The organism is Solwaraspora sp. WMMD1047 (assembly GCF_029626155.1).
GTDB lineage: Bacteria > Actinomycetota > Actinomycetes > Mycobacteriales > Micromonosporaceae > WMMD1047.
On sequence record NZ_JARUBL010000001.1, the window covers coordinates 259,078 to 272,598 of the forward strand.

The 13,521-nt window shown below is 73.2% G+C and carries 12 protein-coding genes; 6 read left to right on the forward strand and 6 right to left on the reverse strand.

All coding sequences use genetic code 11. From position 1 onward, the window contains the following. Positions 1-106: 106 nt before the first annotated feature. The 3 genes from O7627_RS01170 (at position 107) to mqnP (ending at position 3,266) form a co-directional block, all read left to right on the forward strand. Positions 107-835 carry a VTT domain-containing protein gene (locus tag O7627_RS01170; RefSeq protein ID WP_278091637.1) on the forward strand — a complete coding sequence of 243 codons (729 nt, stop codon included), beginning with the start codon at positions 107-109 and terminating at the stop codon, positions 833-835. A 68-nt stretch (positions 836-903) separates the two neighbouring features. Then, the gene (locus O7627_RS01175) at positions 904-2,367 is read left to right on the forward strand and encodes a menaquinone biosynthesis decarboxylase (RefSeq protein WP_278091638.1); all 1,464 of its coding nucleotides are present in this window, start codon (positions 904-906) and stop codon (positions 2,365-2,367) included. After that, a complete protein-coding gene (gene mqnP, locus O7627_RS01180; RefSeq protein WP_278091639.1) occupies positions 2,364-3,266 on the forward strand; it encodes a menaquinone biosynthesis prenyltransferase MqnP in 903 nt (300 codons plus the stop codon). The genes O7627_RS01175 and mqnP overlap by 4 nt, the downstream gene beginning before the upstream one ends. Here the strand turns inward: mqnP and O7627_RS01185 are convergent. Beyond that, complete coding sequence (locus O7627_RS01185) at positions 3,255-4,289, reverse strand: terpene synthase (protein ID WP_278091640.1); 1,035 nt, start codon at positions 4,287-4,289, stop codon at positions 3,255-3,257. The two genes, mqnP and O7627_RS01185, sit on opposite strands and share 12 nt — an antisense overlap. 150 nt (positions 4,290-4,439) lie before the next feature. Between O7627_RS01185 and O7627_RS01190 the strand changes: the two genes are divergently transcribed. After that, a complete protein-coding gene (locus O7627_RS01190) occupies positions 4,440-5,069 on the forward strand; it encodes a UbiX family flavin prenyltransferase (protein ID WP_278091641.1) in 630 nt (209 codons plus the stop codon). 49 nt (positions 5,070-5,118) lie between these two features. Here the strand turns inward: O7627_RS01190 and O7627_RS01195 are convergent, their stop codons facing one another. Continuing rightward, positions 5,119-5,400, reverse strand: coding sequence for a BldC family transcriptional regulator (locus O7627_RS01195; RefSeq protein WP_278091642.1), 282 nt, complete (start codon positions 5,398-5,400; stop codon positions 5,119-5,121). A 300-nt stretch (positions 5,401-5,700) separates the two neighbouring features. On the opposite strand from O7627_RS01195, the gene O7627_RS01200 reads away from it, so the two are divergent. Both O7627_RS01200 and O7627_RS01205 read left to right on the forward strand, forming a co-directional pair. Then, entirely contained in the window at positions 5,701-6,171 is a 471-nt protein-coding gene (locus O7627_RS01200) for an Lrp/AsnC family transcriptional regulator (RefSeq protein ID WP_278091643.1), read from the forward strand. Positions 6,172-6,215: 44 nt separating this feature from the next. Next, positions 6,216-7,313 (forward strand): PLP-dependent cysteine synthase family protein, encoded by a 1,098-nt coding sequence (locus O7627_RS01205; protein ID WP_278091644.1) that lies wholly within the window; start codon positions 6,216-6,218, stop codon positions 7,311-7,313. Between the two features lie 22 nt (positions 7,314-7,335). On the opposite strand, the gene O7627_RS01210 is transcribed toward O7627_RS01205, so the two are convergent. The 4 genes from O7627_RS01210 to O7627_RS01225 all read right to left on the reverse strand — a co-directional run bounded on the left by O7627_RS01210 (position 7,336) and on the right by O7627_RS01225 (position 13,411). After that, on the reverse strand, positions 7,336-7,962 hold the full coding sequence (locus O7627_RS01210; protein ID WP_278098106.1) for a putative glycolipid-binding domain-containing protein: 627 nt from the start codon (positions 7,960-7,962) through the stop codon (positions 7,336-7,338). A 51-nt stretch (positions 7,963-8,013) separates the two neighbouring features. Then, the gene (locus tag O7627_RS01215; protein ID WP_278091645.1) at positions 8,014-9,576 is read right to left on the reverse strand and encodes a DEAD/DEAH box helicase; all 1,563 of its coding nucleotides are present in this window, start codon (positions 9,574-9,576) and stop codon (positions 8,014-8,016) included. Between the two features lie 208 nt (positions 9,577-9,784). After that, positions 9,785-11,692 (reverse strand): hypothetical protein, encoded by a 1,908-nt coding sequence (locus O7627_RS01220; protein ID WP_278091646.1) that lies wholly within the window; start codon positions 11,690-11,692, stop codon positions 9,785-9,787. Between the two features lie 168 nt (positions 11,693-11,860). Next, positions 11,861-13,411 carry a C40 family peptidase gene (locus O7627_RS01225; protein WP_278091647.1) on the reverse strand — a complete coding sequence of 517 codons (1,551 nt, stop codon included), beginning with the start codon at positions 13,409-13,411 and terminating at the stop codon, positions 11,861-11,863. Between the last annotated feature and the right edge of the window lie 110 nt (positions 13,412-13,521).

Sequence of the window (13,521 nt, forward strand, 5' to 3'; positions counted from 1 at the left end):
GCCGGCGGCTTCTCAGGTACGGGCCCTAGACTGCTTGTCGGGCCGTACCGATGCGTTGAGCGCCGGCCCCCGTTTCTCGCTAGCGACCTTCGGAGGCCGCCCCGTGATGACGCCCGTCGCCCTTCAGGCCCTCGGCCCCGACTGGCTGGACCCGGAGTTCCTGATCTCCACGTTCGGCCTGATCGGCGTGCTGGCGATCGTGTTCGCCGAGTCCGGCCTGCTGATCGGCTTCTTCCTGCCGGGCGACTCGCTGCTGTTCACCACGGGTCTGCTGGTCGCCGACGGGCAGTACCTGCGTTACCCGCTGTGGCTGGTGTGCCTGCTGATCACCATCTCCGCGATCGCCGGTGACCAGGTCGGCTACCTGTTCGGGCGCAAGGTCGGGCCGGCGCTGTTCCGGCGCCCCAACTCGAAGCTGTTCAAGCAGGAGAACCTGCTCAAGGCGCACGACTTCTTCGAGAAGTACGGCGCCCGGTCGATCGTGCTGGCCCGGTTCGTGCCGATCGTGCGGACCTTCACCCCGATCGTGGCCGGCGTCAGCCGGATGAACTACCGCACCTTCGTGGTCTACAACGTCGTCGGTGGCATCCTCTGGGGCACCGGCGTCACCGTGCTCGGCTACTTCCTCGGCCAGATCCCGTTCGTCAAGGCCAACATCGAGTACATCCTGATCGGCATCGTCTTCGTCTCCGTGCTGCCGATCATCTTCGAGCTGACCCGGGCCTGGCTGGCGGCCCGGCGGGGCACCACCCCGGCCGAGCGCCGGGCGGCCGCCGAGGCCGAGCGGGAGGCCCGCGAGTACGCCCAGGCCGAGCAGGCCCGCGAGCAGCACTGAACCGGAACGACATCGGGCCGGCCACCCGCATTGGCAGCCCGACGGCCCGGTAGGTCAGACTGGCGGACATGGCAGCACCCGGGTTTCCGTACCCCGATCTGAAGGATTTCCTCGCCGCGCTGGAGGCCGCCGGTGAACTCCGGCGGGTGACCGTGCCGGTCGACCCGACCCTGGAGATCAGCGAGGTGGTCACCCGGACCGTCCGCGCGGGCGGCCCGGCGCTGCTCTTCGAACGACCCACCCGGGGCGAGATGCCGGTGGCGATAAACCTGTTCGGCACCGAGCGGCGGATGGCGATGGCGCTGGGGGTGGAGCGGCTCGACGAGATCGGCGACCGGATCGGCGCGCTGGTCAAGCCGGAACTGCCGGTCGGCTGGTCCGGGATCCGCGAGGGCCTGGGCAAGGTGCTGCAGCTCAAGTCCGTACCGCCGAAGAAGGTCCGGACGGCGCCCTGCCAGCAGGTGGTCTACCGGGGCGCCGACGTCGACCTGAACCGGCTGCCCGGCCTGCAGGTCTGGCCGGGCGACGGCGGAATCTTCCACAACTACGGGCTGACCCACACCAAGCACCCGGAGACCGGCAAGCGCAACCTCGGCCTCTACCGCCTGCAGCAGCACTCGGCGAACACGCTCGGCATGCACTGGCAGATCCACAAGGACTCCACCGCGCACCACGCGGTCGCCGAGCGGCGCGGCGAACGGCTGCCGGTCGCCGTCGCCATCGGCTGCGACCCGGTGGTCAGCTACGCCGCCTCCGCGCCGCTGCCCGGCGACATCGACGAATACCTGTTCGCCGGCTTCCTGCGCGGTGAGCGGGTCGAGATGGTCGACTGCCTGACCGTGCCGCTGCAGGTCCCGGCCCGCGCCCAGATCGTCCTGGAGGGCTACCTGGAGCCCGGCGAGCGGCTGCCGGAGGGGCCGTTCGGCGACCACACCGGCTTCTACACCCCGGTCGAGCCGTTCCCGGTGCTGCACGTCGAGTGCATGACCATGCAGCGCGACCCGGTCTACCACTCGATCATCACCTCGCAGCCGCCGCAGGAGGACCACGGCCTCGGCAAGGCCACCGAGCGGATCTTCCAGCCGCTGCTCAAGCTGCTGATCCCGGACATCGTCGACTACGACCTGCCGGCCGCCGGGGTCTTCCACAACTGTGCGATCGTCTCGATCCGCAAGCGCTACCCGAAGCACGCGCAGAAGGTGATGAACGCGATCTGGGGCGCGCACCTGATGTCGCTCACCAAGCTGATCGTGATCGTCGACGAGGACTGCGACGTGCACGACTACGCCGAGGTGGCGTTCCGGGCGTTCGGCAACGTCGACTACTCCCGCGACCTGCTGCTCACCGAGGGGCCGGTCGACCACCTGGACCACTCCTCCTACCAGCAGTTCTGGGGCGGCAAGGCGGGCGTGGACGCGACCCGCAAGCTGCCCACCGAGGGCTACACCCGGGGCTGGCCGGAGCCGATGACGATGACCCCGGAGATCCGGTCGCTGGTCGACAAGCGCTGGGCGGAGTACGGCCTCTCATGACCGCCGTCGAGCCGGCACCCGGCCGGGTCAAGGCGTTCCTGCGGTTGGTCGCCATCGAACACTCGGTCTTCGCGCTGCCGTTCGCGTACCTGTCGGCGCTGGCCGCGATGTGGGTGGCCGGCGGGCGGGTGCGCTGGGTCGACCTGCTGCTGGTCACCGTCGCCATGGTCGGCGCCCGCACCTTCGCCATGGCGGCGAACCGGATCATCGACCGGCGGATCGACGCGCGCAATCCGCGTACCGCCGGGCGGGAGCTGGTGACCGGGGCGGTGAGTGTCCGGACGGCCTGGACCGGCGCGGTGGTCGCGCTTGTGGTGTTCCTCGGCGCCGCCGCCGCGCTGAATCCGCTCTGCCTGATGCTGGCCCCGCTCGCGGTGATCCCGCTGGTGCTCTACCCGTACGCGAAGCGGTTCACCGACTGGCCGCACGGGGTGCTCGCGGTGGCCCAGGCGGTCGGTCCGGTCGGCGCCTGGCTGGCGGTGACCGGCACCCTGGCCGGCTCCGGACCGGCCTGGCTGCTGGGTGCGGCGGTCGGGCTCTGGATCGGCGGCTTCGACCTGATCTACGCCTGCCAGGACGCCGAGGTCGACCGCCAGATCGGGGTACGCAGCGTGCCGGCCCGGCACGGCCTGCGGTTCGCGTTGCACGCCTCGACCGTGGCGCACGTGGTCACCTTCGCGCTGTTCCTGTGGTTCGGCGCGGTCATCGGGCTCGGCTGGCCGTGGTGGATCGGGCTGGCGCTGACCGCGGTGGCCTTCGGCTACCAGCACGTGGTGGTCACCCCGGGCGACCTCTCCCGGGTGAACCGGGCCTTCTTCACCGCGAACGGGTTCGTCGGGATCGCGCTGTTCGCCTTCGCCCTGCTCGACCTGGTGCTCCGGCTGAACCTACGCCCCTGACGCGCTGGCCGCCGCCGTGGGGAGCGGGTACGGCGGGACCGCCAGTTTCGGCCCGTCGTCGGTGCGGTACCGGCCGCTCTCCAACGACCAGTCGATGGTGCCGCGCACCGAGTTGGCGACCCCGTCCAGATGGTGCCGCAGCGGCTCGTCGATGGCCGCGCCGAACGACGGCACCTCGGCCCGCAGCTCGACGAACCGGTGCATGGTCCGCTGCCACCGGTCGGCGGCCACCTGGATGGCCTCCTCCACCGGCAGCCCCCGCTCGTGGGCGATGGCCAGCACCAGGTTGTGTCCGCAGGCACTGGCCGCGTCCCGCCGCAGCGAGATCAGGTCGTTGAACCAGGAGAGCAGGTCGTTGCCGGTCGCGGCGACCGCCTGGACGGCCGGATGATGGTAGACCGGGTCCGGCACCGGCAGCCCGCTGGCGAACTCGATGAGCGTGTACGACACGTAGGCCGCCGAGGTGGCCCGGCGCAGCGTCACGTACTCGCTGACGGTGGGTTGCCGGCCGGCGGCCCGGTTGCTCACCTCGATCAGCACGCCGTCGAGATGGTGGGCGACCGCGTCGGCGAACCGGGCCTGCCAGGCCGCCGGCATCCGGCGGCGCGGCTTCCGCCAGACATCCAGCAACATCCGGCGCAGCGGCCCGGTGAAGGCGGTCTCACCGTCCGGCGGTCCGGCCCGGCCGCCGCCGGGGCGCAGCAACCGGAGCACCCCGTCCCGCAGCGCCCGGACCTGGCGTGGACGCGGCCCGGTCGGGTCATCGCAGGCGTCGTCGACGAGGAAGAACCAGGTGAAAATGGCGGCGATCGCCCGCAGGTCGGCGGCGGACGCGTCCGGATACAGCCGGCCGGCGTACCGGGCGAAGCCGCCCTGGGCCAGTCGCCGGCGGGCCTTGGCGTCCATCGGCAGGTCGAATCCGCTGATCCAGTCGACCAGCCAGTCGCCCACCGCGTCCGCGTGCGGCGAGATCCGCGACGGAATGGGACAGTCGAGCCGCAACATCGACGGGTTGCCTGACATGACGTCGCCTCCCCTTGGGCTGCCCCCTGCAAGTTGCAGCATTCCAGATGTGCCCGCTCTGGGCGGTGCCGTCCCCGGCGTCCGGATCGGTCCGACCGTAGCCGGCGGGCCGGCACCGCCGGCCCCGGCCGGCTGAGGCAGGCTGTAGGCATGCGAAGGCCGTGGGTGGTCGGGGTTTCCGGAGCATCGGGTACGCCCTACGCGGCGGCCGTGCTGGCCGGCCTACTGGACGCCGATCAGCCGGTCGACCTGGTGGTGTCCCGGGCGGCCCGGTTGACGATCCTGGACGAGACCGGCCGGCCGTTCCGGGACGCGCACTGGCGCGCCGACCTCGCCGCCTGGCTCGACCGGGACCTCTCGGCGGCGGACCTGCGCTACTGGCCGGCGGGGGATCTGGCCGCCGGCCCGAGCAGCGGGTCGTACCCGGCCCGCGGGATGGCGGTGGTGCCGGCCAGCACGGCGGCCTGCGCCGGCATCTCGATCGGGCTGTCGAAGGATCTGTTGCAGCGGGCCGCCGAGGTGAACCTCAAGGAGCGCCGCCGGGTCGTCGTGGTGCCCCGGGAGACCCCGGTCACCCGGGGGCACCTGGAGCACCTGATCGCCCTCTACGACGCGGGTGCGGTGGTGCTGCCCGCCAGCCCCGGCTTCTACGGTGCCGGGCAGTCGGCGACCGCCCGGCAACTGATCGACTTCGTGGCCGGCAAGGTGCTCGACGCGCTCGGCGTACCGCATTCGCTGTTTCGTCGTTGGTCGGGTGAGCTGGCCGCGGACCGGGACTGAACCCGGACGCCGCCCCCGTCTTCCCCGGCCGGGCCAGCCATGCTCACCGTCAGTGCAGGCCGACGTTGCCGGCGTTGGCCGGTCCCGGGCCGCTCGGGGTGGCCGGGCCGGCGTTGCGCGGCCGGTTGGCGATCCCGTCGTCGACCTCGTCGAGCATGCCCTCGCCCTCCAACAGGGCCCGGACCTCCGACTCCCGGAACCGGCGGTGTCCGCCGGGCGTTCGGATGCTGCCGATCCGCCCGGCCGCGGCCCAGCGGGTGACAGTCTTCGGATCGACGCGGAAGAGCGCAGCCACCTCGCCCGGCGTCAGCAGACGATCTCCAGTGTCCACAGCCCCCTCCTCGCATCGACGAAGCCCCCGGACTGAAAAGACCGCCCCCGGACACATGCCTGCCAGAGCCTTCGCTAGGAACGTGATGTCATTACAGCATCGTGGGAGTGTCGTGTCCGGCAAACGCGAAAACGCACTGTGTGGGAAGTTCGTAGGCCGTTTTTGCGGCATTTAAGCGCTTAAGTGTTATCCTGCGCCTACTGGCGGCGACGGCATTTCCGCCCTGAACGGACCTCCGCCGCAGCCGATCGAGGGGCCGCGGCGCCGCCGCAGACCGAACCGGCGTTAGGGTTACCGGCCGTGGACTCCATCGACCTGAAGCTGGTGGACCTGCTGCGGGCCAACGCCCGGCTCTCCTTCGCCGAGCTGGCCCGCCAGGTCGGCCTCTCGGCGCCCGCCGTGCACGAACGGGTCGGCAAACTCGAGGCGGCCGGCGTGATCCGGGGCTACCGGGCCGATGTCGAACCGGAGGCGGTCGGCCTCGGCGTCACCGCCCTGATCGGCATCGTGGAGGACTCCGGCGGCGACACCGACGACGTCCTGGCGGCGATCCGTTCGATGCCGGAGATCGAGTCCTGCTACTTCATGGCCGGGGTGGAGTCGTTTCTGCTCAAGGCGCGGGTCGGCACGATAGCCGAGTTGGAGCAGCTGATCCTGCGGTTGAACCGAACCGCCGGGGTGGCCTCCACCCGGACCGCTGTCGCATTATCGACAAAATGGGAGTACCGGCCCCAATCGCTGGTGCCCGGAGACGGTCCCGCCCCCTCCTGACGGCCGCCGCTACCGCCCCGGCCAGCGTTGTTACCTTTGCCGGCATGGAACACGTGGACCGGTTCGACGGTGTGGACCGCGCCTGGGTGATCGACGCGATCGCGGCCGTCGAGGCCGACGCCAACCGCTCCGCCGACACCCACCTGCTCCCCTTCCCGCTGCCGCGGGAGTGGGGAATCGACCTGTACCTCAAGGACGAGTCCGTCCACCCGACCGGCTCCCTCAAACACCGGCTGGCCCGGTCGCTCTTCCTGTACGGCCTCTGCAGCGGCTGGATCGGGCCGCGCACCACGATCGTGGAGGCGTCCTCGGGGTCGACGGCCGTCTCCGAGGCGTACTTCGCCCGGATGCTTGGACTGCCGTTCATCGCGGTCATGCCCGCCTCCACCTCACCGGAGAAGATCGCCCTGATCGAGTTCCAGGGCGGCCGCTGCCATCTGGTCGACGACCCGGCCCGGGTGGTGGTCGAGGCCCGCTGGCTGGCCGAGGATCGGGCCGGGCACTTCATGGACCAGTTCACCTACGCCGAGCGGGCCACCGACTGGCGGGGGAACAACAACATCGCCGAATCGATCTACGCCCAGCTCTCCCTGGAACGGCATCCGGTGCCGGCCTGGATCGTGGTCGGGGCCGGCACCGGCGGCACCAGCGCCACCATCGGCCGGTACGCCCGCTTCCAGCGGCTGCCGACCAAACTCTGCGTCGTCGATCCGGAGAATTCGGCGTTCTTCCCGGCCTGGCGGGACGGGGACTGGTCGGTGACCACCGACCGGGGCTCCCGGATCGAGGGGATCGGCCGGCAGAGTGTGGAGGCGTCCTTCCAGCCGGCCGTGGTCGACCGGATGGTGCCGGTGCCCGACGCGGCCTCGATCGCCGCCATGCGGGCCGCCTCGGCGGTGCTGGGCCGGCGGGTGGGCGGGTCGACCGGCACCAACCTGTGGGGCGCGTTCGGGCTCATCGCGCAGATGCGTACCGCCGGTGAGAACGGCTCGGTGGTCACCCTGCTCTGCGACGGCGGCGAACGGTACACCGACACGTACTACTCCGACGAGTGGCTGGCCGGGCAGGGACTCGACCCGACATCGCACCTGCAGACGATCGAGGGCTTCCTGGCCACCGGACGGTGGCGCCCGGCGCCCTGACCCGGCCCGGCCGCCGCCCGGCTCAGCGTGGGGTAGGACCGGCGCGTTCGGCCAGACCGGGGTAGTGCATGACGTATCCGTCGCCGTCCAGGGAGAGGTCCGCCGAGAACCCCTCGACCTCGAACCGCACCCCGCCCCCGTCGAGCGCGGTGTAACGCTGCTCGGCCGGCACCACCGCCAGGCTGGGCAGCAGCACCCAGGCCACCTCGATCGGGTACGCCCTACCCGCCGCCGCCTGGCGCAGTCCGAGCCGCCGGACCGGCAGCGTGTTGAACAGCACCGAACCGGAGAGGTCGACATCCAGCGCGGCGGCCAGCCGGTCCGGGTCCTCGGTGCCGGGCAGGCCGGCGTCGACCCGACCGGCGGCCGTCAACGCCGCCGACAGGTCACCCTGCTCGGCGGTGCTGGCCCGCCACCGCCCGGCGGCCCGTTCCAGCCGCAGGCTGCGCAGCCAGCCGGCGCCCTCGCAGGTCACCTCCAGGCGCGAGGTGACCCACTCCCGATCGGTGCGCAGCTCGTACCGGCAGGTGTACGGCACCGGCTCCACGGCGAGCGCGGTGCCCCGCGCGGAGAGCCCCTGCCGGTCGTCGACCAAGGCCTGCTCCGCGCCGGGGGAGTCGGTCCGGACCCAGAACAGCGTTTTCGGCATCGTCGCCATGTGGTCGACGTTACCGGCGTCGCCGGCCGGCCCGCTGGATGATCAGCGCGCCCTGGTGGGCCGGTGACCGCCGAACCGGCGGTCACCCGAACGCCAGTCCCCGGGCCGGTCACCGCGGCCGGAGTGCTCGCCGTAGCGGCGCTCGGTGCGGGGCCGGTCGCCGAACCGTCGTTCCCCGGCCCGCTCCGGATGCCCCGGGTCGCCGTGGCCACGCTCGCCGCGGGGCCGGAAACCCTGGCCACGGTCGCCGCCGTAGCGGCGCTCCGGCCGGGGCCGGTCGTAGCCGGACCGGCCCGGACGCCGGGCGGGGACCGGCTCCTCCACCACCGGTACGCCGCTGGGTGCCTGCGCGCCGGTCAGCTCGGCCAGCGCCGCGTCGCCGGAGCGGACCCGCGTCTCCGCCGGCTCGACACCCGCCTTGACCAGCATGGCCAACGTGCTGCGCCGTTGCTTCGGCAGGACCAGCGTGGCGACGGCGCCCGACTCGCCGGCCCGCGCGGTGCGGCCGGCCCGGTGCAGGTAGTCCTTGGCGTCCTTGGGCGGATCGACGTGGACGACCAACGAGACCCCGTCGACGTGGATGCCGCGGGCGGCGACGTCGGTGGCGACCAGCACGTTGGTCCGACCCTCCTTGAACTCGGCGAGGGTGCGGGTGCGGACCCGCTGGGTCTTGCCGCCGTGCAGGGCGCCGGCCCGCACGCCCACCGCGGCGAGCTGCTCGACCAGCCGGTCGACGCCCAGCTGGGTCCGGGCGAACATCATCGTCCGGCCGGCGCGGGCGGCGATCGAGGCGGCCACGGCGAACTTGTCGTTCGGCGGGATCAACAGCAGGTGGTGGTCCATCGTCGACACGGTGGCGGTCGGCGGCGCCGTCGAGTGCGTCACCGGATCGGTCATGAACCGCTTGACAAGCGTGTCGACGTCGTTGTCCAGGGTGGCCGAGAAGAGCAGCCGCTGGGTGCCGGCCGGGGTCTTGGCGAGCAGTTCGGTGACGTCCGGCAGGAAGCCCATGTCGGCCATCTGGTCGGCCTCGTCGAGGACCGTCACCTCGATGTCGTCGAGCTGGCAGACGCCGCGCGAGATGAGGTCCCCGAGCCGGCCGGGGGTGGCGACGATGACGTCGACCCCGCGCCGGAGGGCGTCGATCTGCCGGTCGTAGGGGACCCCGCCGACCGCGGTCTTGAGGGAGACCCCGATCGCCCGGCCGAGCGGCGCCAAGGCGTCGTTGACCTGCATGGCCAGTTCGCGGGTCGGCACCAGGATGAGCGCCCGTGGGCGCAGCGACCGGGTCCGCCCACCGGCGGCCAGCCGGGCCAGCACCGGCAGGCCGAACGCCAGGGTCTTGCCCGAGCCGGTCTGCCCCCGGCCGAGCACGTCGCGGCCGGCCAGGGCGTCCGGGACGGTGGCCTGCTGGATCTCGAACGGGCTGGTGATGCCGGCCCGGTCGAGGGCGCGGACGAGCGGTTGGGGAACGCCCAACTCGGCGAAGGTGGCCCGATCAGGGGTCGCCGGGTCGAGGGTCGGGTCAGCGTCGACGGCCAGGTCGGGGTCGACCGGTGCGTCGAAGACGGATGGGAACGTGCTGGGGTCAGCGAAGGTCGTCAAGTGTGCCTCTCAAGCGGGGCGCATCTTCGCGATGGCCCGCCGCGACAGAGGTCGCCGCCGAATCGCCCGCAAGATCGCCCAGGGGCGCGCGGCTCCGCGCGCCAGGTCGGTGAACCCCACAAGTGTACGGGTGTCTGCGGCGACGACCACCGCCGGCAAGCCGCAGTGGGCAGGGTCACCCCGGTCGGACCGTCCGACCGCCCTCCGGTCAGCTGTTGAGCAGCCCGTCGAAGAGCGAGCTGAACGCGTCGCCGGCTGCGAAGACGACGATTAGCCCCACCGCCACCAGGATGCCCAGGCCGATCAGCAGGACCATCACCACGCGGGCCGTGCTGGCCGTCGGGGTCGGCGTGTCCGACCAGCCCTGGGCCAGGATGTGCCCGGTCAGCGAGCCGGAGTTCTCCACCGGGTTGCCGGCCGGCAACGCCACCGTGAGGTGCCCGACCGGCCCGCCGTAGACGGTCCCCGGCTGCTGGTCGCGCGCCCAGTCGCGGTATCCCGCCGACTGCACCGGTTCTGCGGCTGCCGTCGGTCGCGCACCCGACGGGCTCTGGACACCGAGCTGGCTGTGGCTGGGGGACTGGGTGTTACTGCTGGGCTGATTGTGGCTGGCGGGCTCAGCGTGGCTGGCGGGCCTACCTGGCTGGCTGTGGCCGGGGTGGCCGACCGGCGGTGCGCTGGTCGGCGCGGCCACCGGCGGCAGCGAGTAGGCCGGCAGTCCGGCGTCCTCGGGGCGGCGGTCGAAGCTGTCCCGGTCGCTGGCCCACCGGGCCGGGGCGCTGGCCGGTCCGGGCGGTCCGGACGTCTGGACCGCCCCCATCGGCGGCGGTGGGAACGGCGGCGCCGGAGCCGGGCCGGGGGGCGTCGGCGGCATCGGCTGCGGCGGTCCGGGCGGAATCGGTGCCGGGACAGGTGGGATGGGCGACGGGGGGACCGGCGGCACCGGCTGCGGCGTCGGCCGCGCGGGCTCCGGTTCCGGGGTCGGCTCGGGCGGGATCGGGGCCGGCGGCGTGGGTGGCGGGGGGACCGCCGGGAACGGATCGGGGGCCGGTCCCGGACCGGGCGGGGCCGGCGCGTCGGGCTGCGGCGGCTCGGCCGGGGTGGGCGGGGCGACCGGTTCGGGTGGCAGCGGTGGATCGGGTGGGCTGGTCGGTACCGGCTCCGCCCCGCGGTAGACCTTCGCCGGCGCGGCCGGCGCCCCGGAGGCCGCGGCGGCCTCCGCCGCGGTCGGGCGGCGTTGACCGGGTACGGAGACCCGGGCCCGCGCCACCGTCACGGCCCGGCCGACCCGCTCCTGAGCCGGCAGGGTGTAGACCGGCTGGACCGGTTCGGCGACCGTCGCCGGGGCCACCTCCTCCGAAGTGGTCGGCGCGGCCGGTTCCCCGGCGGATGCCGGGTCCGGCTCCGTCGCGGGTGCCCGCGGCGGCTCCGGCAATCCATCGTCGATGCCGGGCTCGGCGTTCTCCGGAGCGGGTCCGTCCTGCCAGGCGCTGGCAAATGCCGACCAGGCCGAGGCAGCCTCACCGGTTGCCGGCCGACTCCGCTGTTGCGGAACTGCCGAGGGCGCCCCGGTTCCGGCAGCTTCCGCCTGGCCGGCCCGGTAGGTGGTGCCGGAGGTCGCGCCGGTCCGCGCCTGGGCGAGTTCTTCGGCGGTCGGCGCGGCGCCGGTGGTCGGCACGGCCCGGCCCCGGATGACGGCGGCCCCGCCCGTCGGCGCGGCCACCCCCGCGACCGGCCCCGCCACATCCACCGGCTCGGCCGACTCCAGCGGCTTCACTCCCGGCTCTCCCGCTTCCGGGAGCTGCACTTCCGGTTCGGCCGGATCCAGGGGCTTTGCTCCAGGCTCGGCCGTTTCCATGGGCTTCGCGGCCGGTTCGGCGGGGCGGGCCTCGGGCTCGGCGTTGTCCGGGTCCGCTTCGGTGGGGGTCCCGAAATCCGGCCAGAGCGCACCGGCCGGGGGTGGCGGTGGCAGTTCGTACGCGGCCGGCAGCTCCTCGGCCGGCCGCCCGGCCGGCAACACCGTCCCGACCGGCGGTGGCGGCGGCAGCTCATCCACGCCGTCCGCGTCGGCGGGACTGGTCCGCGAATCCCCGGAAGGGCTGGTGCTTCCGGTCATGGTGACGCTCCGGTCGGAGTGCCGGACCTGATCTGGATCCCGTTCGTCGCCCACGCTTCGCCTCCCGCGCCAGCCCTCAGCCGGTGGCGCCGGCCGGAGAGTGCTTCATGTCTCACCGTGCCACATCCCGGAACGCGAGGCACAGTCGAGGGCCGATGCCGCCGGCCGTCAGTCCGCGCTGGCCGAGGGCGAGGTGCCGGAGGGCGAGGTCTCCGGGGTGGCGTCGGGCGTCGGCGCCGACGAGGATTCCGCCCCGTCCGACGGTGTCGGTTCGGTCGACGACTCGGGCGTGCGCGGTGGCGTCGTCGCTGGCGTGGCGGGCGGCGTGGTCGGCGCCGGCGTGGTGGGCGGGTCGGTCGGCGCCGGCGTGGTCGGCGGCGTCGTGGGGGGTGGCGTGGTCGGCGGCGGTGTGGTCGGCGGCGACGTCGTGGGCGGTGGCGTGGTCGGCGGCGGCGTCGTCGGGCCCGGGTTGGTCGGGCCCGGGTTGGTCGGGCCGGGGTTCGTCGGTGGCGGGGTGTCCGGGGCGGGAATCGCGCCGAAGATCCGGGTCGCGCGGTAGAACCGGGACCAGGTCACGTTGGAAACCTTCACCACGTCACCGCTGCGCGGTGCGTGCACCATCTGTCCGTTACCGACGTACATGCCCACGTGGTGGATGGTGGTCCAGTGGCTCCCGGAGGCGAAGAAGATCAGGTCGCCGGGGAGCAGCGCGGACCGGTCGACCGACCGCCCGCGGGTGGCGTAGTACTGGTCCTTGGCGACCCGGGGCAGCTGGCGGTAGTCGGCGCCCTTGGACCGGTAGGCCGCCCACATCAACCCCGAGCAGTCGAACCGGTCCGGCCCCTCGGCCGCCCAGAGGTACGGGTCGCCCCGCTGGGCCAGGGCGTACGAGACCGCCGCCAGCGCCCGGGGGTGGGCGGCCATGCCGTCGATGCCGTCGATCCCGATCGTCGCCCCGAGGCGGCCCTCCGCCTCCTCCTGGAGGCGCTCGATCTCGATGAGCTTGTCGCGGTTGTCGCGGCGCAGCTTCTCCAGCGCGTCTTCCCGCTTGCGGAAGTTGCCCTGGGCGGCGGCGAACTGCGCGTCGGCCGCGTCGGCCTGCGCCTGGGCGGTGACGAAGGCCTGGTACGCGGCCTGCTCGGCCGCCCGCGCCCGGTTCAGCTCGCGGGCCGGTCCGGTGGTGTCGCCGCCGCTGCGTTCGCCGCGTTCGATCCGGCTCAGCGAGCCCAGCCCGTGCAGGTCGGAGCCGAACGCGCCGGGGGGTAGCGCGGCGGCGTCCTTGAGTGCCTCGCCGGCCGCGTCGTCGGCGGACTGCTGGGCGGCGGCCAGCGCCTGCCGGGCCTGCCGGAGGGTCTGGTCGGCGGCGGCCAGCGCGCTGGCCGTGGTGTTCTGCTGCTGTTCCAGGCCCAGCAGTTGGTCGGCGAGCGTCGCGACCTCGATCTGCAGCGCGGTGACCTGTGCCGCGAGGGGTCCGTTGACGGGGGCCGGCAGGGGATTGGTGGCCGGCGGTGGGGTGGCGCCGGGCAGTTGCAGCGAGCCGGACGGCACCGGCCGGGAGCCCGGGTCGGGGACGGTGTTGGGCAGCGTCGGATCGGCGTACCCGGGGGTTGCGAACGCGACGGCTCCGGCGGCGGCGAGCATCGCCGACCAGAGGACCGGACGTAGTCGGGGGGAGATCGTTCCACTTCGATGTTTCGGGTGGTGCCTGCGTTGGGCCATGTTCTCCCCGTCCGGCGTTGTTACGCCGCGCCCGCAGCGCGGCCGAGGTATCGCATCGTGTGTCGCTCGACGTCCCACTTTGTCTTACCTCAATCTGTCGTCGATGTCGA

Coding starts and splice junctions, on each gene's coding strand:
- O7627_RS01225 (WP_278091647.1), bottom strand. CDS start 13,411: ATGGCCCAACGCAGGCACCACCCGAAACATCGAAGTGGAACGATCTCC.
- O7627_RS01220 (WP_278091646.1), bottom strand. CDS start 11,692: ATGACCGGAAGCACCAGCCCTTCCGGGGATTCGCGGACCAGTCCCGCC.
- O7627_RS01170 (WP_278091637.1), top strand. CDS start 107: ATGACGCCCGTCGCCCTTCAGGCCCTCGGCCCCGACTGGCTGGACCCG.
- O7627_RS01175 (WP_278091638.1), top strand. CDS start 904: ATGGCAGCACCCGGGTTTCCGTACCCCGATCTGAAGGATTTCCTCGCC.
- O7627_RS01205 (WP_278091644.1), top strand. CDS start 6,216: ATGGAACACGTGGACCGGTTCGACGGTGTGGACCGCGCCTGGGTGATC.
- mqnP (WP_278091639.1), top strand. CDS start 2,364: ATGACCGCCGTCGAGCCGGCACCCGGCCGGGTCAAGGCGTTCCTGCGG.
- O7627_RS01190 (WP_278091641.1), top strand. CDS start 4,440: ATGCGAAGGCCGTGGGTGGTCGGGGTTTCCGGAGCATCGGGTACGCCC.
- O7627_RS01210 (WP_278098106.1), bottom strand. CDS start 7,962: ATGCCGAAAACGCTGTTCTGGGTCCGGACCGACTCCCCCGGCGCGGAG.
- O7627_RS01185 (WP_278091640.1), bottom strand. CDS start 4,289: ATGTCAGGCAACCCGTCGATGTTGCGGCTCGACTGTCCCATTCCGTCG.